20 protein-coding genes are annotated in these 22,151 nt (G+C 56.1%); 8 read left to right on the top strand and 12 right to left on the bottom strand.

Annotated features, from left to right (window positions below; translation table 11 throughout):
- The first annotated feature begins 2 nt into the window (after positions 1–2).
- The 3 genes from IAE48_RS11865 (at position 3) to IAE48_RS11855 (ending at position 3,417) form a co-directional block, all read left to right on the top strand.
- Positions 3–314, top strand: a complete 312-nt coding sequence (locus tag IAE48_RS11865; RefSeq protein WP_200134506.1) for a DUF485 domain-containing protein — start codon at positions 3–5, stop codon at positions 312–314.
- On the top strand, positions 311–1,960 hold the full coding sequence (gene actP / locus IAE48_RS11860; protein ID WP_023478518.1) for a cation/acetate symporter ActP: 1,650 nt from the start codon (positions 311–313) through the stop codon (positions 1,958–1,960). Before IAE48_RS11865 ends, actP begins: the two co-directional genes overlap by 4 nt.
- A 149-nt stretch (positions 1,961–2,109) precedes the next feature.
- Positions 2,110–3,417: a Gfo/Idh/MocA family protein gene (locus IAE48_RS11855; protein WP_200134505.1), complete on the top strand. Its 1,308-nt coding sequence runs from the start codon at positions 2,110–2,112 to the stop codon at positions 3,415–3,417.
- Between the two features lie 226 nt (positions 3,418–3,643).
- On the opposite strand, the gene IAE48_RS11850 is transcribed toward IAE48_RS11855, so the two are convergent.
- The 4 genes from IAE48_RS11850 to soxR form a co-directional block, all read right to left on the bottom strand.
- On the bottom strand, positions 3,644–5,290 hold the full coding sequence (locus IAE48_RS11850; protein ID WP_200134504.1) for a Na+/H+ antiporter: 1,647 nt from the start codon (positions 5,288–5,290) through the stop codon (positions 3,644–3,646).
- Between the two features lie 134 nt (positions 5,291–5,424).
- Complete coding sequence (gene ghxP / locus IAE48_RS11845) at positions 5,425–6,774, bottom strand: guanine/hypoxanthine transporter GhxP (protein ID WP_042712688.1); 1,350 nt, start codon at positions 6,772–6,774, stop codon at positions 5,425–5,427.
- A 299-nt stretch (positions 6,775–7,073) separates the two neighbouring features.
- Positions 7,074–7,742, bottom strand: a complete 669-nt coding sequence (locus tag IAE48_RS11840; protein ID WP_076769037.1) for a glutathione S-transferase family protein — start codon at positions 7,740–7,742, stop codon at positions 7,074–7,076.
- Between the two features lie 264 nt (positions 7,743–8,006).
- Entirely contained in the window at positions 8,007–8,465 is a 459-nt protein-coding gene (soxR, locus tag IAE48_RS11835) for a redox-sensitive transcriptional activator SoxR (protein ID WP_076769038.1), read from the bottom strand.
- An 80-nt stretch (positions 8,466–8,545) separates the two neighbouring features.
- On the opposite strand from soxR, the gene soxS reads away from it, so the two are divergent.
- The gene (gene soxS / locus IAE48_RS11830; RefSeq protein ID WP_042712678.1) at positions 8,546–8,869 is read left to right on the top strand and encodes a superoxide response transcriptional regulator SoxS; all 324 of its coding nucleotides are present in this window, start codon (positions 8,546–8,548) and stop codon (positions 8,867–8,869) included.
- 1 nt (position 8,870) lies between these two features.
- Here the strand turns inward: soxS and IAE48_RS11825 are convergent, their stop codons facing one another.
- The gene (locus IAE48_RS11825; RefSeq protein ID WP_200134503.1) at positions 8,871–10,442 is read right to left on the bottom strand and encodes an EAL domain-containing protein; all 1,572 of its coding nucleotides are present in this window, start codon (positions 10,440–10,442) and stop codon (positions 8,871–8,873) included.
- A 777-nt stretch (positions 10,443–11,219) separates the two neighbouring features.
- Here IAE48_RS11825 and IAE48_RS11820 point away from each other — a divergent pair.
- Positions 11,220–11,501 (top strand): YjcB family protein, encoded by a 282-nt coding sequence (locus IAE48_RS11820; RefSeq protein ID WP_023478396.1) that lies wholly within the window; start codon positions 11,220–11,222, stop codon positions 11,499–11,501.
- Positions 11,502–11,537: 36 nt separating this feature from the next.
- Here the strand turns inward: IAE48_RS11820 and IAE48_RS11815 are convergent, their stop codons facing one another.
- Genes IAE48_RS11815 through IAE48_RS11800 form a run of 4 tightly spaced genes read right to left on the bottom strand, consistent with a single transcriptional unit; the run spans position 11,538 to position 15,418 of the window.
- Positions 11,538–12,359 (bottom strand): ABC transporter permease, encoded by an 822-nt coding sequence (locus IAE48_RS11815; protein ID WP_042712675.1) that lies wholly within the window; start codon positions 12,357–12,359, stop codon positions 11,538–11,540.
- Positions 12,356–13,189 (bottom strand): ABC transporter permease, encoded by an 834-nt coding sequence (locus IAE48_RS11810; RefSeq protein ID WP_200134502.1) that lies wholly within the window; start codon positions 13,187–13,189, stop codon positions 12,356–12,358. Before IAE48_RS11810 ends, IAE48_RS11815 begins: the two co-directional genes overlap by 4 nt.
- A 56-nt stretch (positions 13,190–13,245) precedes the next feature.
- Entirely contained in the window at positions 13,246–14,394 is a 1,149-nt protein-coding gene (locus IAE48_RS11805; RefSeq protein ID WP_200134501.1) for an extracellular solute-binding protein, read from the bottom strand.
- A 34-nt stretch (positions 14,395–14,428) separates the two neighbouring features.
- Complete coding sequence (locus tag IAE48_RS11800; RefSeq protein ID WP_200134500.1) at positions 14,429–15,418, bottom strand: ABC transporter ATP-binding protein; 990 nt, start codon at positions 15,416–15,418, stop codon at positions 14,429–14,431.
- A 152-nt stretch (positions 15,419–15,570) separates the two neighbouring features.
- On the opposite strand from IAE48_RS11800, the gene IAE48_RS11795 reads away from it, so the two are divergent.
- The 3 genes from IAE48_RS11795 to IAE48_RS11785 are packed head-to-tail and all read left to right on the top strand — an operon-like array spanning position 15,571 to position 18,115.
- Positions 15,571–16,332 carry an MBL fold metallo-hydrolase gene (locus IAE48_RS11795; RefSeq protein WP_200134499.1) on the top strand — a complete coding sequence of 254 codons (762 nt, stop codon included), beginning with the start codon at positions 15,571–15,573 and terminating at the stop codon, positions 16,330–16,332.
- Positions 16,325–17,335 carry a LacI family DNA-binding transcriptional regulator gene (locus IAE48_RS11790; RefSeq protein ID WP_200134498.1) on the top strand — a complete coding sequence of 337 codons (1,011 nt, stop codon included), beginning with the start codon at positions 16,325–16,327 and terminating at the stop codon, positions 17,333–17,335. The genes IAE48_RS11795 and IAE48_RS11790 overlap by 8 nt, the downstream gene beginning before the upstream one ends.
- 9 nt (positions 17,336–17,344) lie before the next feature.
- On the top strand, positions 17,345–18,115 hold the full coding sequence (locus IAE48_RS11785) for an inositol monophosphatase (RefSeq protein ID WP_200134497.1): 771 nt from the start codon (positions 17,345–17,347) through the stop codon (positions 18,113–18,115).
- Positions 18,116–18,120: 5 nt separating this feature from the next.
- Here IAE48_RS11785 and IAE48_RS11780 read toward each other — a convergent pair whose 3' ends face one another.
- From IAE48_RS11780 to IAE48_RS11770, 3 genes are all read right to left on the bottom strand, one after another.
- On the bottom strand, positions 18,121–19,584 hold the full coding sequence (locus tag IAE48_RS11780; protein ID WP_200134551.1) for a SulP family inorganic anion transporter: 1,464 nt from the start codon (positions 19,582–19,584) through the stop codon (positions 18,121–18,123).
- A 362-nt stretch (positions 19,585–19,946) separates the two neighbouring features.
- Positions 19,947–20,432 (bottom strand): hypothetical protein, encoded by a 486-nt coding sequence (locus IAE48_RS11775; protein WP_200134496.1) that lies wholly within the window; start codon positions 20,430–20,432, stop codon positions 19,947–19,949.
- Between the two features lie 110 nt (positions 20,433–20,542).
- Complete coding sequence (locus IAE48_RS11770; protein ID WP_200134495.1) at positions 20,543–22,138, bottom strand: glycosyl hydrolase family 18 protein; 1,596 nt, start codon at positions 22,136–22,138, stop codon at positions 20,543–20,545.
- Positions 22,139–22,151: the final 13 nt, after the last annotated feature.

Raw genomic sequence — 22,151 nt, 5'->3', positions numbered from 1 at the left:
CGATGAACGACCTTTATCAGCAGATAGAAAACAGTGCGCATTTCAGGGAGTTAGTTGAAAAACGGCAACGGTTTGCCTTTCTCTTATCCATCATCATGCTGATTATCTACGTCGGCTTTATCATGCTTATCGCTTTTGCCCCGTACTGGCTCGGCACGCCGCTGCATGCGGGCACCACCGTCACGCGCGGCATCCCGATTGGTATCGGCGTGATTTTGATTTCGTTCGTACTGACAGCGGTCTATGTCTGGCGCGCCAACAGTGAGTTTGAACGGTTGACCCGGGCGGTACTGAGCGAGGTAAAAGCGCCATGAAGAGAGTCCTGACGGCGCTTGCCGCCACACTTCCGCTGGCGGCAAATGCCGCTGATGCCATTACCGGCGCGGTGCAGCGCCAGCCGACCAACTGGCAGGCGATTATCATGTTCCTGATTTTCGTCGTGCTGACCCTCTATATCACCTACTGGGCGTCCAAACGCGTTCGCTCGCGCAACGATTACTATACGGCGGGCGGCAATATCACCGGTTTCCAGAACGGGCTGGCGATTGCCGGTGACTTTATGTCTGCCGCCTCGTTTCTTGGCATTTCGGCGCTGGTCTACACCTCCGGCTACGACGGGCTGATCTACTCCCTCGGCTTCCTCGTCGGCTGGCCGATTATCCTGTTCCTGATTGCCGAACGGCTGCGCAACCTCGGGCGGTACACCTTTGCCGATGTCGCCTCCTATCGCCTGAAGCAGGGACCAATTCGTATTCTCTCTGCCTGCGGTTCGCTGGTGGTGGTGGCGCTCTATCTCATCGCGCAGATGGTCGGTGCGGGCAAGCTTATCCAGCTGCTGTTCGGCCTGAATTACCACATCGCGGTAGTGCTGGTCGGCGTGCTGATGGTGATGTATGTGCTGTTCGGCGGCATGCTCGCCACTACCTGGGTGCAGATCATCAAAGCCGTGCTGCTGCTGTTCGGTGCCAGCTTTATGGCCTTTATGGTGATGAAACATGTCGGCTTCAGCTTCAATAACCTGTTTAGCGAAGCGATGGCAGTGCACCCGAAAGGCGAGGCAATCATGAGCCCAGGCGGGCTGGTGAAAGATCCAATATCGGCGCTGTCGTTAGGCCTTGGGCTGATGTTCGGTACTGCCGGTTTACCGCATATTTTGATGCGCTTCTTTACCGTCAGCGATGCGCGGGAAGCGCGTAAAAGCGTGCTCTACGCCACCGGCTTTATGGGCTACTTCTACATCCTGACCTTTATCATCGGTTTTGGTGCCATCATGCTGGTCGGCGCGAACCCGGCATTTAAAGATGCGGCGGGCGCGCTGATTGGCGGCAACAACATGGCGGCGGTGCACCTCGCCGATGCCGTGGGTGGCAACCTGTTCCTCGGCTTTATCTCCGCCGTCGCCTTCGCCACCATTCTGGCGGTGGTCGCAGGCCTGACGCTGGCGGGCGCTTCGGCGGTGTCGCACGATCTCTACGCCAACGTCTTCCGCAAAGGCGCGACGGAGCGCCAGGAGCTGCGGGTGTCGAAAATCACCGTACTGATCCTCGGCGTGGTGGCTATCCTACTGGGCATTCTGTTCGAGAATCAGAACATCGCCTTTATGGTGGGGCTGGCCTTCTCTATCGCCGCAAGCTGTAACTTCCCGATTATCCTGCTGTCGATGTACTGGTCGAAACTGACCACCCGCGGGGCGATGATCGGCGGCTGGCTTGGCCTGCTGACGGCGGTGATTTTGATGGTGCTCGGCCCGACTATTTGGGTGCAGATCCTCGGCCATGCCGCACCGGTCTTCCCGTATGAATACCCGGCGCTCTTCTCCATTGCCGTGGCCTTTATCGGCATCTGGGTCTTCTCGGCGACCGACAATACCGAAGCGGGCAAACGCGAGCGCGAGCTGTTCCGCGCCCAGTTTATCCGCTCGCAAACCGGCGTTGGTATCGAGCAGGGCCGCGCGCACTAACCTCCCCCTCTCTCCCCGGCCACTTTTGGCCGGGGATCACACTTTCCCCTCTCTGCCATAGGCATATTTCGCCATCGCGCTACAGTAACCTCAGCGAATTGAAACAACGTTCCATTAATTCAGCAGGTCAATTCATAAGAGAGGATGCGATGAAGAGCTATGCGTTAGTGGGCACGGGCGGGCGTGCCGGTTTGTATATTTCCGCCATTGGCGGCCAGTGGAGAGAGAATGCCCGCATGGTGGCGTTCTGCGATACCAACCAGACGCGGATGGATTACGCCAATCAGCTGTTAATGCAGGAGGGCGCGGCCTCCGTTCCCACCTGGCAGGCGGCGCAGTTTGAGGCGATGATCCGCGAAACGCAGCCCGATACGATTATCGTCACTACCATGGACAGAACCCACGATGACTATATCGTGCGCGCCCTGCGCGCGGGCTGTGATGTGATCACCGAAAAACCGATGACCATCGATGAGACGCGCGCGCTGCGTATTCTTGATGCCATTGAAGAGACCGGCAAAACCGTGCGCGTCGCCTTCAACTATCGCTATGCGCCGCACCACAGCAAAGTGCGTGAACTGCTGATGAACAACACCATCGGCGAGGTCTACTCGGTGCATTTTGAGTGGCTGCTCAATACCGAACATGGCGCGGACTACTTTCGCCGCTGGCACCGGGAGAAGCGCAACAGCGGCGGCCTGCTGGTGCATAAATCGACCCACCATTTCGATCTGATGAACTTCTGGCTCGATAGCTTCCCGCAGCGGGTGTATGCCGAAGGCGGCCTGCGCTTCTACGGCAAAGAGAATGCCGAAAAGCGCGGCGTGACGCACTTCTACCCGCGCGCGCACGGCTATGCCGCGGCCCAGGACGATCCGTTTGCCCTGCATATGGCGGATAACCCGCAGTTAAAAGCGCTCTATCTTGATGCGGAACATGAGGATAACTACTGGCGCGATCAGAGCGTGTTTAGCGACGGCATTACCATTGAGGATACGATGTCGGTGCTGGTGAAGTACCAGAATCAGTGCCAGCTGACCTACTCGCTGAATACCTATCTGCCGTGGGAGGGTCTGAACGTGGTGTTCAACGGCAGCCTCGGGCGGCTGGAGATGAAAATCGTCGAGAAGTCCTATGTGAATGCGGGCGGCGAGCGCGCCAATGAGGGGAGCCTGACGTCGTGTGATATTACCGTTTTCCCGATGTTTGCCGCGCCGTGGAAAGCGGAGTTTACCCTCGGCGAAGGCGGGCACGGCGGCGGAGATAACGCGATGCTGGCAGATCTGTTTGGCACACCGGAGCATGATCCGCTGCAACGGGCAGCCGATCACCGCGCGGGGGCGATGTCGATATTGACCGGCATTGCGGGCAATATCTCCCTCCAGCAGCAGCGGCCGGTCAATTTCAACGAGTTTGAGTTGGTCGCGCGGTTGAAGAAGGCGGCGCACCACGCATAAAGAGAGGCATCGAAGCCGTTGAATGCCTGATGGCGCTACGCTTATCAGGCCTACGGGTTGGCATCATGCCTGCGGTTTTGATGGCGCTGCGCTTATCAGGCCTACGGGTTGGCATCATGCCTACGGTTTTGATGGCGCTACGCTTACCAGGCCTACGGGTTGGCATCATGCCCACGGTTTTGTAGGCCGGATAAGGCGCAGCCGCCATCCGGCATTGCTGTCGTGCTTACTTGTTCTCGATCAGCAGCGCTTCCAGCAGATCGAGGTCGTGCAGCATCTTTTGCAGCGTCTCGTTACTGATCTGGCGGGTGGCGCGCAGATGGTAAAGCTCGGCGCGCTCCGAGCGCAGCGCCGCCAGGCGGAAGCGGCGTTCGAGGTTCTCTTCCTGCAACGTGTTTTCCACATCATTGCGCCCATCGGCGCGGCGGCGCAGGTTACCAATCACCCGCGAACTCACCTCCGTCAGCAGCTGGGTATCGATATTCTCTTCGGTATCCGCTGCCAGGCGCTCCTCCATCTTCTGGATCGCCACAATCGCCACATCGGCGGTCGCCGCGCGCGCCATGCGCTCCTCTTTCTGCTGCTGGGCGTGGTCACGCACTTCGATACGCTGCAACAGCATCGGCAGAGCAATCACGCCGACAAAGAGCGAAAAGAGGATCACCCCGGCGGCGAGGAACACCAGCTCATAACGCGCCGGGAAGACATCGCCGGTCGGCAGCAGGAGCGGAATCGACAGCACACCGGCGAGGGTAATCGCCCCGCGCACACCGGCAAAGGTGGCAATCAGCAGCTCGCGGGTGCTCCATGCGCCAAACTCCATCGGCTTTTTGGTCAGGAAGCGACGGCTGAAGTTCTTCATCACCCACAGCCAGCCAAAACGCACCAGCATCAGCGCGGCGTAAATCAGCAGGATATCGGTAAACAGCATCCATGTTTCAACGTTCGGATCGGCTTCTGCCGCCACCAGCGAGGACTCCAGAATGCCTGGCAATTGCAGGCCCAACAGCAGGAACACCATGCCGTTAAAGACAAACTCCAGCATCGACCAGGTGCTGTTTGCACGCAGGCGCATCGCCAGCGGCGCGCTGCGCATCACGCCGGAGCGGGTGATGGTCATCCCGGCAGCGACGGCGGCAAGAATGCCGGAGAAGCCGATATGCTCGGCAATCAGGTAAGAGGCGAACGGCAGCAGGAACAGCAGCACGATTTGCGTGGCCGGTTCGTCCCCGCCCCAACGGCTAAGGAAACGCAGCGAACGGCCATAGAGCCAGCTGACGGCGAAACCGGCCAGCAAGCCGCCAATCGCCACTTTGAAGAACTCGACCGTGGCGCCGCCGACGGTAAAGACCATCGTGCCCATCGCCACGGCGACCGCGAACTTCAGCGACACCAGGCCGGAGGCGTCATTCATCAACGCCTCACCCTGCAGGATGCCCATGATCTTTTTCGGGATGCGCCCTTCCCCGACGATGCCAGAGAGCGCCACCGCATCGGTTGGCGACAGCACCGCGGCCAGCGCAAAGGCGGGCACCAGCGGAATACCTGGCACCATCCAGTAAATTAAGAAGCCGATACCCACCACGGTGACCAGCACCAGCGCCAGCGCGAGACCAAATATCTCGCGCCCGTGCTCAAGGAATTCCCGCGTCGGCGTTTTCCAGCCGTCGGCAAAGAGCAGCGGCGGAATGAACAGCACGAGGAAGAGTTCCGGGTCGAACTCAACGTGCAAACCGAAGGTCGGTAAGGCGAGTAACGCGCCGATGGCGATCTGCATCAGCGGTAAGGGGATTTGAAACGGCAGAACTCGAGTGATAACACCGGAGAGCGATACCACAAGGGTCATGATGAGAATGGTAAAGAAGATTTCCATGCGTTCCCTGTTTGCAGTGTGTTGTTATACCCGCATCAGACCTGAGACGGGGTCTTTCAGCTTAACGCAAAGCAACCGGGCTGTGGGCAAAAAAATGGGCAACCGAAGTTGCCCATTGTCCGAATGTTTAATGATTAGATAGCCCAGCCGCCGGCATAAAACGCTACCAGCGCGATAGCGATCACCACGGTGCCGATGTTCAGCTTGCGCCACTCACCGGATACTACGCGGCCAATCACCAGCGAAGCGAAGCCGATCATAATGCCGGTGACGATATTACAGGTGAGCACGATAAACACCGCGGTGATGAGGCCCGACATGGCGTCAACGAAGTCGGCGAAGTCGATTTTCGCCACGTTGCTCAGCATCAGCAGGCCAACATACATCAGCGCTGGCGCGGTGGCGTAAGCCGGCACCAGGTAAGAGAGCGGAGAGAGGAACAGGATCAGCATAAACAGCACGCCGACGGTGATCGCCGTCAGGCCGGTTTTGCCGCCCGCTGCGGTGCCCGCCGCCGATTCGATATAGACCGCAGCCGGTGCCGCGCCAACCAGGCCAGAGAAGACGCTGCTCAGGGAGTCGGTGGTCAGCGCTTTGCCGCCATCGATAATCTGCCCATCTTTATCCAGCAGGTTCGCCTGGCCTGCGACCGCGCGGATGGTGCCGGTGGCGTCAAACACCGCCGTCATCACCAGCGCCAGCACGCTTGGCAGCACCACCGGGTTGAGCGCGCCCATAATATCGAGGCTGCCGATCAGCGAGTTGCCTTTGTCATCGCTCAGGGATGGCATGGCGAAAATACCGGAGAAGTGCACGGTCGGGTCGAAAATCAGACCAACAACGGAGATGCCGATGATAGTCAGCAGAATGCCGCCCGGCACTTTCAGCTTCTCCAGACCGATAATCACCGCCAGGCCGATCAGCGACATGATCACCGGGAAGCTGGCGAAGTGGCCAAGGGCAACCGGCAGACCGTCAATCGGGTTTTTAACCACAAGGCCGACGCCGTTGGCGGCGATCAGCAGCAGAAACAGGCCGATACCAATACCGGTGCCGTGCGCAACGCCCTGCGGCAGGTTACGCAAAATCCAGCTGCGAATGCCGGTGGCGGAGATAACGGTAAACAGCACACCCATCAGGAACACCGCGCCGAGTGCGACCGGGACGCTGATCTGCTGCCCCAGCACCAGGCTGAAGGCGGTAAAGGCGGTAAGTGAAATCGCACAGCCGATGGCCAGCGGCAGGTTAGCCCACAGCCCCATCACGATGGAGCCGACACCAGCAACCAGACAGGTGGCGACGAAGACGGCAGCCGGCGGGAAACCGGCTTTGCCCAGCATACCGGGCACCACGATGACGGAGTAAACCATCGCCAGGAAGGTGGTTAAACCGGCCACAATCTCCTGACGAACGGTGCTGCCACGGGCAGAAATTTTGAACAGTGCGTCAAGCGAACTGCCGGTACGCGCAGATGGCGTAGACATAGATACATCCCCTGAGAATTTTATTGTGCGTTGGCATGCGTGGTGGACAGTCCACTGCCGGTCAAACGTCTTCTCCCTGTGCTGCGTTGTGACAAGGGGTCACAAAAAAGCAAACGTTTAACTCCGCGCATCCAACGGGTGGTCAAAAAAAGGCAAACGATTATCCAGCGTTTAGACGCCGCTTTTCAACCAAACTTTGCCGCTTTCTGCCAAATATCGCCGAAAGCGGCTAAGAACTACCCGCCGGATGCGCAAACGTTATCGTCGATGCGCAACTTTGCAACATTCTACGAACATTCTCACTCGCCGGGCAGCGAGAAGGGGCCGCCCTGTTCAATGGCGCGTTTCCAGGTGGGGCGCATTTCGACGCGTTTTTTCCACGCCTGCAGATTGGGCAGATTCTCAATGCCGCCGCGCGACAGCAACGCGAACACCGGGAAGCTCATCTGCACATCCGCCATGCTCAGTTCATCCCCGGCAAACCACGGGCGGTGCGCCAGCTCCCCTTCTATAAAGCGCGCGTGGGTCTCCAGCTGCTTATTCAAAAAAGCATTCTCGATCCCTTTCCCGATAAGCTTGCCGACGCTGCGCACACCGAACGGCACCGGTGGTTTGCCGAGTTGCCCCACCACCAGCTTCATTAATAGCAGCGGCATCAGCGAGCCTTCCGCATAGTGCAGCCAGAAGCGGTAATCGATCTTCTGCTGTGCATCGTGCGGCTTGAAGCGCTGCTCCGTGTCGTAGGTCTCTTGCAGGTATTCGAGGATCGCCCCTGATTCGGCGAGGATAAAGCCGTTATCTTCCACTACCGGCGATTTTCCCAACGGGTGAATTTTTTTCAGCGCGTCCGGTGCCAGCATATTTTTCTGCCGCTCATAACGCACGATATTGTAGGGAACGCCCAGTTCTTCCAGCGCCCAGAGGATGCGCTGTGAGCGCGATTTATTCAGATGGTGCACTGTAAGCATGACTCTCTCCCGCGTTTATATTCGTTTTAACTATAGAGAAGCGCGGGCAAAGCGCCGAAAAAATCATAATGAAAGCGCTTAAAAAACGAGCAGAGAAGCGATGAGCATCTATACTTATTTTGTCAGCACAAACCGGAACCTTACTCGCTACACAAGGGGTGTTGATGTCGGGGGAAACCCTCCCGTTTCGATGCGGGATAGAGCGAAAGACAATGACCGGAAAACGACTAAAGCGCCCCAGCGGGCGCTTTAGTTTTTTTAGCGTCACTCATCTTCCAGCAACCGGGCGCCAGGCCCCTGCTTGCCCAGCGTATCGCCAGGGTTGCGTAGCGGACAGTCGCTGCGCGACAGGCAACCGCAGCCGATACAACCATCCAGTTCGTCGCGCAGTGCCACCAGCGTGTGGATACGTCTGTCCAGCTCTTCGCGCCACTGGGAAGAGAGCGCTTTCCACTCTTTTTTACTCAGCGTGTGCCCTTCCGGCAGCACGCCAAAGGCCTCGCCAATGGTCGCCAGCGGAATGCCGATACGCTGCGCGATTTTGATAATCGCCACATGGCGCAATACATCGCGCTGATAACGCCGCTGATTACCGGCATTGCGCGAACTTTTTATCAGCCCTTTGCTTTCATAAAAGTGCAGCGTCGAGACGGCAACCCCGCTGCGCTTCGCTACTTCACCGGGGCTGAGAAGGGCTTTGATTCGCGGCGTTTTCTTTTCCATAAAACCTCTTTACCTCAAGTTAACTTGAGGAATTATACTCGCCCGCAGACAAAACGACGAATCGGGAAAGAGGAAGCTTTATGTCCCATCAGCAGATTATTCAGACCTTGATTGAATGGATTGATGAACATATCGACCAACCAATGAACATTGATGTTGTCGCCAGAAAGTCAGGCTATTCAAAGTGGTACTTACAGCGGATGTTCCGCACGGTGATGCATCAGACGCTTGGGGAGTACATTCGTCAGCGCCGTCTGCTGCTGGCCGCCGAAGCGCTGCGCACCACTAAACGGCCGATTTTTGATATTGCGATGGATTTGGGTTACGTCTCGCAGCAGACTTTTTCGCGCGTCTTCCGCCGCGAGTTTGATCGTACGCCGAGCGACTATCGCCACCAGGCGTAACTCACTTTAGCGAAGGCTGCTGCTGCACCCAGCGTTTAAACTCCTGCGGCGGCAGCGCTTTCGCAAAGTGCCACCCCTGGCAAAACTGCACGCCGCGCTTAAGCAGCCAGGCGACCTGCTCTGCCGTCTCCACCCCTTCCGCAATGATCTTCAGCCGCAGACTCTGCGCCATATCAATAATATGTTCCGCAATTAAGTGGCTGGTGCTGTTCGTGGAGAGCGTGTCGATAAAGGATTTGTCGATCTTCAGGATGTCGACGTTGAGCGAGTAGAGATTGTGCAGGTTGGAGTAGCCGGTGCCGAAATCATCGATCGCCACTTCATACCCCGCCTGGCGAAACGCCTGGATCACCGGCGTGGTTTTTGGCACATCGATAAAGCCGCGCTCGGTCACTTCAATTTTGATCTGCTCGGCGCGCACCGCATAGTCGCGCGCTTTGTTGGCAATCAGCGAAATTAAGCGCGACGAGTGGAAGTCAGAGGCCGACAGATTGATGGAAATATAGAGATTCGGCACCACCGCCAGAAAATCCCCTAAATCATTGAACACCTCATCGACGACATAATCCGTCACGCGCTCAATCATGCCCTCTTTTTCCGCCAGCGGAATAAACTCCGTCGGGCTCATCACCTGGCCGTTAAAACCTGGCCAGCGCAATAGCGCCTCGGCGCCAACGCAGGTGCCGTTTTTAATATCAATAATAGGTTGGTAATGAAGGCGAAGCTGACGACGGGTTAGAGCGCGGTGGAGCCTGCGGCGTGGTGAGGTAATTTCCCGCCGTGTTCGCGTCCAGATAAAAAAGATTAGCGCGCTACAGACCATCCCTAACGGCAGCGTAAAGACCGCCTGTCGATAAAGGGAGTGGAAATAGTTTTCGCGCGACGTCGAAACAATAATGGCGATCGGCCGTGAGGGTGCATACGCAATGGTATAAAAGCGATCGCCCAGTAAGAAGGAGCTATCCTGGCGGTGGATTAACGATGCAAAGGTCTTCAGGCGGGCGTTCTTACTGAGCGAGAAAAAGCCGCCGGAGCGCGTATCGTAAACGCCATATGCTAAACGCGGATCGTCCGATGTCACATCGCTATAGGTCAGCGGGTTAATCACCGCGACATAATTTCCCCGCTGCACGTAGACCATTTTATAACCGGCATAAAAAGGGGTATCGCGATAGTAATAGAGCGCCGTGCCATGCTTCCCTTCATAATCCGCTGGTGAAATAGCATACGATTGCGCGGGTGTAACGGCGCTGGAACATAAAAAGTGGTTGCCCTGGGCATAAATAAGATCGGCGACATACTGGCTGCCATGCACAATATTAAGCATCACGTCGCGATGCTGCGGCGTACACGGTGTGCCGCGATAGTTTTCCGCCGCGCGGCGTACGCTATCTGCCTGCTGGATAACAAGATCGGTTTTATTCAACGCCTGGCGGGCAAATGCGTGCAGGTGCGTGCGCGTCTCTTTTACGGCATGGATATGCGCAAACCATAGCGAGATCATTACCGGGATAAGAACCACCAGTATCATTCCGCTAATTCTGAGCATTTTATGAGGCACACTGAGCTTCATGTCCGCCGAAATCCATGCATTTTATGTGCCTTTTATATTGTTGGGCAGGAGGCTTTTAGAAACAGGTGATTACGTTGCATCAAACCCTGATCATTAGCAACTGACTTTTCTCTTCCGGATCCTGATATTTAACGATGCTGAGAATATTCCACCGTAAGGCAAACTAAAAGTGTGCCCCTGGTTTTATATTTAAGGAAATATTTCGCCGTGCCGTTCCCTAAGGCGAAACGACCGGGAATAAGAGGAAGTGGTCATATAGGTAATAGAGCACCGGTTTTGGCTATTTTTCATCCAATTATCTGGCTAAAAGTCGCCATAGCATAAACCAGTGCTTAATAGTTAAGTCATAATGTACTCACGCTTAATAATATAAGCAGGCTTAATTATCTGGCGAAAAACAGGGCAATTTATAGATGGCGCGTTTCCACAATCAGAACATCCTCATGACCACGGTTATCGCGTTTTTGTCGTTTTATTGCTGCGCTTATGTAAAATTTATTTTTTATTTCCCGGCAAGAGTAAGTTAAATAAAAATATTCAATGCGCGCGATCTCACCCGGCGACGATAATGTAGCGACCCGCTTTTTGCCGACTTAAAAAACTAAAAAAGCTCTCTTTTTGTACTGGTGAATAAAACAGCAAATGTGATAGAGTTCACAAATTCCGTGTATGCGGAACCCTACTTTTACATTGTTGTGTTAACCCGACGGACAATTGCTTTCGCGCGCTGCGCAGGCCGTTGCTCGCCAGGTGTTTGATTCTCCTGAGGATAGTAAGATGGCAACCCTTACCACCAGCGTGGTGCTGTTCCGCTGGCAGTTATTGAGCGCACTTTTAATGTTTATGGCCAGTACGCTGAACATTCGTTTTCGCCGTTCCGATTACTTCGGGCTTGCGGTGATCAGCAGCGGCATGGGGCTGGCAGCCGCCTGCTGGTTTGCCACCGGCCTGCTTGGCCTGTCGGTGATGGATTTCGCTAAAATCTGGCAACACTTTGCGTCGGTGTGGGAAGAGATGACCCGCAACGCACCGCCGGAATGGCCAATGGTGATGACCTGATAATTAGCCGGCCCGGAGATATCCCATCACAAAGCGCTATTTCCCCAGCTTTGACAGCATCTCCGGGCGCATAAATTTCTGAATAACCAGCATAAAGAGCACCGACGGCAGTAACAGAATCAGCGCGGTAATCGACGAGATCTGATAATTCCCGGACATGCTGGCGGTATAGAGCAGGATCGGCAAGGTGGTGATATCCGGCGCGCCGACAAAAAATGTGGCGGTGAACTCATCCAGCGACTCCAGAAAGACGAAGATACTCGCCGCAATCAAGCCTGGCGCCGCCTGCGGCAGCGTAATGTGGAAAAAGGTATAGAGCGGCCCGGCACCCAGATTGCGCGATGCCCTCGCCAGCAGCGGATCGAGTGACGAGAACGCCGCAACGCTGATCCAGATTGAGTAGATCAACCCATGCACGCTGTGCACCAGCACCACCCCGGCAATCGTGCCGTTTAATCCCCACTGATAAAAAAGCCGCGCCACATTCATATAGACCGTCAGATTCGGAAAGGCCTGCGGAATCAAAAAGAGCAGCATAAAGAAAGCACGAAACGGCATTCCTCGCTGCGCAAGCGCGTAACCCGCCGGCACCGAAATCAGCAGACAGACCAGCACCGACAGCAGCGCAATCAGCACGCTTACCCCCAGTGAACCGGAGATGTCGCTATAGGGGCTAAATACCTGGTTCCAGTACTTCAGCCCCCACTGGCTCGGCAGCGTATGGGGGAAAAACCAGCTCTCCGCCACCGTCCAGATCAGTAAATTAAGCAGCGGGCCGAACAGCGCCAGCACCAGAAAGGTGAGCAGCAGCGTTTGTAAAAGAAAGCTGCCGCGAATTTTTTGCCGTAACCGGTTCATGCCTGCTCCCCTTTTGCCCGCAGCGTATGGCGTAAATAGAACCATGACAGCGCGGCGCAAATCAGATAAGAGATCACGCCCATCGCGTTAGCGACCGGGTAATCACCGTACGAGTTAACGCGAAAAGCCATATCCACCGTCATCATGGTCGGCGTGCCGGTGCCAATCATCAACGGTACCGAAAGCACCGACATCATCGTCACGGTCGAGAGCACCATCGCCACGCCAATGGTCGGCAAAACCTGCGGCAGAATAATGTCGAACAGAATACGTACGCGCGACGCGCCAAGGTTTTGCGCTGCCAGAATATGGCTGCGATCTACCGCTGCCATTGCGCCGCAAATTAGCAGGGTTGAGAAGGCCATCTGTTTCCAGACGAAGGTAATAATGATCCCGCTCCAGCCGAGCAGCGAGGTGGTCTCTGTTGGCGTCAGCAGACCGGCGGCCACCAGCGCGTTATTCATCAGCCCGTTTTTCGCAAGAAAGGTACGCATCATCTGCGCCGTAACGATAAAGGGAATAAAGAGCGGCAGGCGGTAGAGAAAAGCGAGTGCCCGGACAATGCCCTGCCACGGCGAGAGCACAATGATGGCAGAGATGGTTATCGACAGCAGGGCGAGGATCGCCAGCGACACCAGCACGATGATCACCGTAAACAGGATGTCGCTGGAGTAGAGCGAGAACATCTTCGCAAAATGCACTAGCGTGAAGGCGTGCGCCTCGTCGGTAAAAGCCGAGATCAGCGAATAGCCGAGTGGCCAGAGAAACAGAACCGCGATGGTCAGCGTTGCCGGGCCAACCAGCAAAAGGGATTTCATCGTATGTCGCATGGTAAACCTGAATAGTCACAAAAACGCCCGGATCGGCGATCCGGGCCAGGGGTTAATCAGTTCGATACCTGACGCTCGTAGCCCTCTTTGATATCGGTAAAGTACTGATTAATGGGGAAGCTTTTACCGTAGCGGCTCAGCGTTTCCGGGGAGATCTCGGCGAACAGTTTCTGCCAGGTCGCCGCATCCAGCTTCTCTTTGACATATTTCGCGTCGATGCCCGGATACCAGTTGAACTGCTTCACAATCCCCTGCGCCTGCACCTCCGGGCTGGTCGCCAGCGCGATAAACTCCTGCGCCAGTTTGGCCTGTGCCGCGTGAGCCGGCACCACGTAGTACATCGGCTGGCCCGGCATGCCCGGCGCGATTAACGTCAGTTTGATGGAGGGCGGCAGCTTGCCCTGATCCCGCCAGCTGTAGAACATATCAACCCATACTGGCCCCATGGCGATCTCGCCCCGGCTCAGCATATCGAGTGTGCCGGCGTTGCCCGGTGTGAAAGTGACGTTCTGGTTGAACGCTTTCAGTTTGGCGAAGGCCTGATCCCAACTCTTTTCAACGCTTTTATCGTAGGGTTGCGCCGATAAGCGCGCAGCATCGGTGCCGTAGGCGTAGATCCAGCCGACCACGAAACTGACGCCGGACATGCCGTTTTTAATGCCGTTGTAGCCGAAGGCCTTTGGGTTTTTCGCCGACCACTGCACCAGCTCGTCATAGGATTTCGGCGGTGTGCTCACCAGGTCGCCGTTATAGGCAATCGCCGTCTGGCTAAGGAACATCGGCATCACATAGCCATCAACATTAACGCCCAGCGCATTTTTCGCGTTATCGGCGCTGACCAGCGAACCGGTATTGATGGCTGCGCGATACTTCTCCAGCAGCCCCTTCTCCACCAGCTGACCGCCGACCGCCTGATGCACAACGGCAACGTCGATATCCCAGCTTTTCGCCCCGCTCGCCTGCTGTGCGCTCAGCTTTTCGAGGATTTTGTTCGACCCGGCATCGCCCGGGCCGGTGCCGACAACCTGCACTTTTACCCCAGGATGCGCGGCTTCAAACTTCGGCCCAAGCCACGTTTTTACGTAATCCACCATATTCTGATCGCCTGCCGTTGCCACATTGAGCACCGTTTCAGCTTGTGCGCCCTGCGCGACAGCGCCCAGACCGAGCGCGGCGATAACCGCCAGTTTCGTTGTTACGGACATGTTTTTCCCCTAAAAGAAGCCCTGTTGGTTGGCATTAAAAAGTTGTCTCAAAGCGATGCAGCGCTGGTGCCGGGATATGCAGTTTTACCGGCGTTTGCAAAGGCCAGCTCCGCTCTGCGTCGGCAAGCAGGATCTGCCCGTTGCAGCGCACGCTGTGGCGATAGTGATGACCCAGAAACGCGCTCTCCTCCACGACACCCTCCAGCACCAGGCCCTGCGGCAAGTCGTATTGCGCGTTAGCGGGCAGCAACTGGACATCTGCACTGCGGAAATAGAGGCGTTTATCGCTGCTCTGTTGTTCAATCAGGCAGTTATCGGCCCCCATAAAATCCGCGACGAAGGGCGTGGCCGGGTGGTGGTAGATCGCCTCCGGGGTGCCAATCTGCTCAATGCGCCCCTGATTGAGCACCGCAATGCGATCGGCCATCACCAGCGCCTCTTGCTGGTCATGCGTCACAATCAGCGAGGTAAAACCGAGGCGCTTTTGCAGCGCTTTAATCTCATGGCGCACATTGAGGCGCACTTTGGCATCAAGGTTTGATAACGGCTCGTCGAGCACCAGCACATCCGGTTCAATCGCCAGCGCACGCGCAAGGGCAACACGCTGGCGTTGGCCGCCGGAAAGCGCCGTCACTTTACTTTCGGCATAGGGTTCAAGATTGACGATGCGTAATAATTCCCGCACCCGCTGCTGGATACTCTCTTTTTTCCAGCGCCGCACTTTGAGGCCATAACCAATATTTTGTGCCACGGTGAAGTGGGGCCAAAGCGCATAACTCTGGAACACCATGGTGATATTTCGCTGCTCGGGCGTGAGGTGCGTAATATCCCGATTGTTAATTGCCACCGTGCCCGATTGCGCCGGGATAAAACCACATAATGCATTGAGCAGCGTCGTTTTTCCGCAGCCGGAGGGGCCAAGCAGCGCAATCATTTCACCCTTTTCGACGGCTAAATGAATATCGTGCAGCACCACTTTCTCGCCATAGGAAATTTTTAGTTTATCGATATGCAAATAACTCACGGGCGATCCTTTCTTGCGCATCTTAATTAGCAATGAACACGTGTTCATTTATTTGTAAAAAAAATGCAACTTTGTAGCGACATGATGTGAGCCTACTTTGTCCGCTATTTGTGACAATTTGATTAAGTAATAACGCTTTTTAGCGAGGCGACATGAAAATAGATGTGCTGGGCTGCGGGAGCGCCTTTTCGCGGCAGCAAAACACTTCCGCTATTCGGGTTATTGACCGGGAAAAACGCCAATGGTTGATTGACTGCGGCCCCACTATTCCACGCGCGCTCTGGCAGCGAAATCTGGATATTAACGAGATTGATGCCCTCTACTTTACCCATGTGCACCCGGATCACTGCACCGGCCTGACGGCGCTGCTGAATCACTGGAAAAGCTTTCAGCGGCGTAACCCGCTGATTATCTGGTCGCAGCGTGAACAGCGCCCGGTACTGATGCAGCTGGCGAGCCTGGCAAACTGGCCGCAGACAGAACTGAGTTTTCCGATTGAGTGGCGCGACAGCGAAGCCGCGTTTCACTGGCAGGGTTGGCAGATCCGCACCGCTTTTACCCACCATGAAATTCCTAATCTTGCGCTGCGTATTGAGGCTGATGGGTGCACGCTTTTTTACAGCGGCGACGGTCGTCCGACGGCAGAGAGTATCGCCCTGATGCACAATGCTGACCTCGCCTTCCAGGAGTGCGCCTCGCTGACGGCGTTAGGCAGCGACGCCTCCCACGGCGACTTTCCCGATTGCCTGGCGCTCTATCAGCAATTACATCTGCCCGCGCTCGGCTTATACCACTGCAACGATGCTGCTCTTGCGGCTTTAGCAGAGGCATGCGCGCCCTATCCGGGGCTGTTTCTTAGCGAGGATGGCAGGCAGTTTGACCTTCTCACGCAGCAGGCGGCCCATTATGGCTAAACAGACGGTCACCGCCGAGGATGTGGCGAAACGGGCAGGCGTTTCCCGCGCGGTGGTCTCGCGGGCGCTCAGCAGCAACGGCAGTATCTCCCCCGCCACGAAAGAGCGGGTATTGCGTGCCGCACAGGAGCTGGGCTATCAGGTCAATTTCCTTGCCCAGGGCTTAAACCGCCAGCGCAGCCACCTGATTGGCGTGATTGTGGCGCGTATTGCCGATCCTTTTCGCAGCCGCCTGCTGGAGGAGCTGCTGCATGAAATTCAACGGCGCGGCTACCAGGCGCTGGTCACCGAGATTTCAGGGGAGCAGGATCTGGTTGCCACGCTGCGCCGTTTTACCCAGTTTCGCGTCTCGGGGGTGATTGTCACCTCCGGCCAGCCTCCACAAGCGATTGTGAATGAGTGCGTTAACCTGCACATCCCGGTGGTGGGCATCAACCGCGATCCCGATATTCCGCTGGTCGATTTTGTCTGCTCCGATAACCGCGCCGGGGCGCAGCTGGCAGCAGAACAGCTGCTCAGCGCGGGCTGTCGTCGCTTCGGCTGGTTGAATACTCACGGCTCGACCTGGGCGGGACGCCGCCGGGGTGAGGCCTTCTCGCAGGCTTTAGAGGATGGCGGCGTCGATACGGCGCAGCATCTGCAGATCATCATGGCGCATGAAGAGGGTTATGCGGGCGGTTGGCAGGCGGCATTAGCGCACTCCGCTGAACTGCCCGACGGCATCTTTTGCGCCAATGCTCAGCTGGCCTGCGGCTTTCTCGACGGCATGCGCCAGCGCGGCAAACAGGCACCGCACGATTTTCATCTGATCGGTTTTGATAACACGCCGCAAAGTGGGCAGTTCAGCTACCAGTTAACCACACTGCATCAGAACACAGCGGAGATCGCGCACCGGGCGCTGACGCGCCTGCTGGAGCGGGCGAAAAATCCGTTGCAGCCTTCCCACGTCGAGTGGGTTAAGGTGGAACTTATTCATCGACACACATCGCCACGCATTGGCTAAGAGCTATCTATGACAGAAGAGTTTATCCACGCGCTCTGCGCGCTGATTCGCCGCCTCGGCCTTGAGGCTAAACAGCTTCGAGATAAGGGGCTGACCGTTGAGCAGAAAGGTCGCCAGGATTTTGTCTCGCAGGCGGATGTTTATGTCGAGACGCAGCTGCGCGAGTGGCTGAAGGCGCAGCGCCCGCAGGATGGGCTGCTTGGCGAAGAGCGCGGGCTGGAGCCGGGCAGCGAGGGAACATGGGTTATCGACCCGATTGATGGCACCACCAACTTTATTCTTGGTATGGATTACTGGTGCATCTCCGTCGCCTGGGTACACAATGACCGCATCGAACTTGGCATTATCTACGCGCCGGATCGCGAAGAGTTTTTCTTTGCCCGCGCGGGCCACGGCGCGTTCCTCAACGATCGCCGCCTAACCCTGACGGAACCCTCGCCGGATGCCGTGGTGCTCGGCGTCGGGCGCTCAAGCCGCCGCGAGCCGCGTGAATATACCGATGCGCTGGAAAAACTGCTCGATCAGGGCGTGGAACACCGCCGGTTTGGCGCAGGTGCGCTGATGCTGGCGCACGTCGCCGCAGGGCTGGTGCACGGCTATTACGAAGCGCATCTGCACAGCTGGGACGCGCTGGCCGGGCTGGTGCTGATCAGCGAAGCGGGCGGTCGGCACAACGACTTTCTCGCCAACGAGGGGTTAACCAACGGCAATACGGCGTGGGCCGCCACGCCAGCGGTGTGGCAGCAGCTGCAACCGCTGCTGCTGCCGTCAGGGAAGTAACTTACTTAGCGGGCAGGCCACTGGTTGAGATCGATTCCGCGCTGCGGCGCGGTTTTGGCAAACTCCCGCAGCACCGCTTTTACATCCGGATCGAAATAGTCGACGTTCTCATGCTCAACCACCACCACGCTGCGCTCCGGGATCTTCGCCAGTAATGCCTGTAGACGGGGGTTATGCAAAAAGGTCAGGTTCTGCTGAATGCGCAGCACATAGTGATCGCCACGGCGCGCAAGCTGCAACGCGTTGCGATGGCAGTGGTAGAGGCTCAGCGCCATCTGCACGACCAGCCCCATCGCAATCCCCATCAGCATGCCGAAAACAATAATCCCCGCGACGGTGGTAAGAAACGGTACATACTGCTGATACCCGGCGCGAAACTGCTCGATAAAGAGGCGCGGCGTCGCCAGCTTATAGCCGGTGTAGAGCAGCACGGCGGCGAGGCTTGCCAGCGGGATCACCGATAACAGTTCTCCGAACCACAGACCACACACCAGCAGCAGTACGCCGTGCAGCAGCACCGAGAATTTGCTTTGCGCGCCGTTGCTGACGTTAACCGAGCTGCGCACAATCACTGCGGTGATCGGCATGGCGCCCACCAGGCCTGAGAGCAGGTTACCCGCGCCCTGCGCCACCAGCTCTTTATCCGGCGACGGCGACGGGTTCTGCGGGCGCAGCTTCTTCAGCGCCTCCTGGCTGAGCAGGGTTTCGAGGCTGGCTACCAGCGCCAGCGTGATCGCGACCGTGTAGACCGCCGGGTTTTGCCAGGCGCTCCAGTTCGGGCCTTCCAGTTCGGCCATCAAATCGTTAAGGGAGCCAAACTCCGGCAGGGTGATGCGCGGTAACGCGGGAAGCAGATGCGGCGCAAAGTAGCTCAAGGCGATGACCATTACGCTGCCGAGCAGCACCGCCACCAGCGGTCCGGGGATCCAGCTCAGGCTTTTGATCCGCTTCATTGCCGCCGAGTCCCATCCCCATAACAGGAGCAGGCCGCCTGCCGCGACGAGTAACGAGGTCAGCGAAACGGTAAAGTCGCCGCTGAAGAGCTGGCCTAAACCGCTCTCTTCCACCTCGCCAAGCGCGACCGGGATCTGCTGCATAATCAGCAACAAGCCGATCGCCGCCAGCATCCCCTTAATCACGCTACCGGGGACCAGGCCGATAAACCGCCCGGCGCGCAGCAGGCCCATCGCCAGTTGCAGCACGCCTGCCAGCACCAGCGCAAAGAGAAATGCAGAGAAGGAGCCGAGCGACTCCACCGAGGCGACGACAATGGTTACCAGCCCGGCAGCCGGGCCGCTGACGGCAAAACGCGACGGACTTAGCGCGGTGACCAGTAGCCCACCGATGATCCCGGTCAGCAGGCCAACAAAGGGCGGTAGCCCGCTGGCGTGGGCAATGCCCAGACAGAGCGGCAGCGCCACCAGAAAAACGACGACGCCTGCCAGGGTATCCTGGCGCAAGGTGGCGATGGGAAGAGAACGGGCCAGCAACGGTTTTAACCTTTTCACAGTGCGACTCCCTTATAGACGGTGAACAAAATCTGGCTGGTTTGATGCGGGAGCTTTTACTACTAGCACTGTCGGCGGAAATATAATCCTAAGGAAAATCTTATTGTGGATTTAAATTAGTAAAAAAAGTCTGAATGTAAAATTATGAAAAATAAATTCGCGCGAAATATACAGATATCAAGAAAATATTGAGCTTATTGATAACGTGATAAACAGTAGGGTTTAATTCAGGCATTTAACCAGATGATAATAAGGTTATATCACTGCGTTGTTTGAATATAAGCAATAATTACTTTATTAGAGACACTGCCATTAGCAGGGAGTTACGTTAGCTCCCGCTTTGCATGGTGGCCAAAATCATTATCCTCGAGCAGGGTTTTTAATGCTTTATCAGCCGCAGGTTGCTGTTTATTCTGGCAAATCAGTGAAAACGCAGCATGTTTAAACAGGGTGTATGTATCCCCCTGAATAATGCTCAGCGCAAAGGCGATCTCTTTCTCATTCACCGTTAATAACGCAAGGGTATTAATGCAGCTGACAATCAGGCCGTCATCTTCAATAGCATCTTGATTAATTATCTGAACCAGCGCCTCTTTAATAAACGCATCGTCATACTCGCCATGATATAAGCCGAGGATCTTTACCGCTTCGATGCGGATATCATCATCACCGCTGGTATCCGTGGCAATATCAAGCAGCGCTTTTGCTGAACTGCGATCCAGTGTCTGATTAAAACCGCGCAGGAGATCGCGTTTTTCACTCGCATCCAGCGCAGCAAAAGCTAAGAGATTGCTCTGCTCGTTATCCATTTCCACTCCTGAATCCGCCTGCGAAGCATTGAGCTTATCAATATCTACCGATATTGCTAATCGTGCGCAGGGGTGTGCCTCCGTCCATGGAAGCACGGTTCCAGGCAACTCTATTTCACCACCTTATCCCAGGCCATCTGCCAGGCGCTGCCGGCACCCGGCGCGTAGGCGCTGGCCAGCCCTGCGCACCAGCCGGTGTAGGGATAGGGTTTGCACTGATACAAATGATTGTCGCTGCCGAGCACAATATCTCCGGCTTTATAAGCATGGCCGCCGACATATTTCGGGTAGATCTGCTGATCCGGCGTATCGTCACCGTGGTCGGTTGTCATGACGTTTAATACCGCTGACAGCAGGGATTTATTTCCCGCCTTATCAATGGCATTTACGCTGTAGGCGTAGTTACTGTTCGCCGTCAGATCGTCATCGGTATAGGTGTTACCGCTGGCATCAGCCACTTTCTGCTGATTGCGGAACACTTCATAGTGATCCACGCCCGAGCCGCTATCGGTGGAGGCTTTCCAGGTCAGATGCACGCTGGTGGCGGTCGCCTGCGCGTTCAGCCCTGTGGGTACGCCCGGCGCAGTGGTGTCTTTCTCCGGCGTCTCAATCACGCTGCCGTCGTGGATCAGCTGTGTGTAGGCTTTGCGGAACTGCCCGTTGTAAGGCACATGGTTAACGTTTTCGCCCTCATCCCAGTTGATGGACCAGGTCATTAACCCTCTGAGCGGCAGCCCCTCTTTTTCCATATCAGCGAAGAGGCGGTAAACATCCTGCGGGGTTTTAACAAACCCGGTCGCGGCAGCAGCACCATTACTCGGCAGGCCGATGACTAATTTGCTGGAAGGGATTTTTACCGCAGAGAGGCCGTGCTTGTCGGTAATGATCTCTTTGCTGAAGTGGTAGAGAAACTCATATTTTTTGCTGTCGTCATTCTGCGCGTAATTCACCCACCAGCCATCTTTCGTGGTGTCGTCTGGCTGAAAACCAATCCCAAACGCGCCCTGGTTATAGAACTGCGGTGCGATAAAGTCGTAATACCCTTCGAGGCTGTTAATGTATTTCTGATACTGCGGATTCGCTTTGGTCAGATAGGGAATTTCTGGCGCCATACTGATAATAAAGTGTTTACCCTGCTGTTGATAATGGTCACGCACTTTTTTCAGCGCCGCCGGAATAACGGTTTCGTTATCCGCTTTTTTAATCGCGCTCTGTTCGAGATCAATATCCAGACCGTCGAAGCCATATAAATCAACCAGTCGGATAATTTCGTCGGCAAAATGCTGCGTATCGCCGTTGGCTTCGTGCAATTCAATATGCGCATCCGCGCCGCCAAGGGATAACAACACCGCCTGGCCGCGTTCGTTCAGCGCCGCCACTTCCGCGCGGAAGCTCTGATCGGTGCCGTAGTAGGGGATAAAAGTCGGCATGCTTTTGCCATCTGACGACTTCATAAAGGAGGCCATCACCACGTTATAGGCTTTCGGCGTATCTTTTAATGCCAGCTTCAACGGGTAGCCCTGCTCATAATCGCCGGAAAAACCCTGATCCCAGTTGTGCCAGTAGCCGACTAATAATTTTTTGCCTTCAATGGAGGGCATGGTATCGGCGTAATCGGTGTTGGCGAATACCTGGCTACTAAAACCGACCATCCCCGCCAGCGCCAGCGAGGCGAAGACATTATTTATCTTAAATATACTTTTCATGATAATCCCTTAA

Source organism: Kosakonia sp. S57 (assembly GCF_016516575.1).
Lineage (GTDB): Bacteria > Pseudomonadota > Gammaproteobacteria > Enterobacterales > Enterobacteriaceae > Kosakonia > Kosakonia cowanii.
Note: the sequence above shows the minus strand (reverse complement) of the source record. Positions and strands in the feature narration are given on the sequence as shown.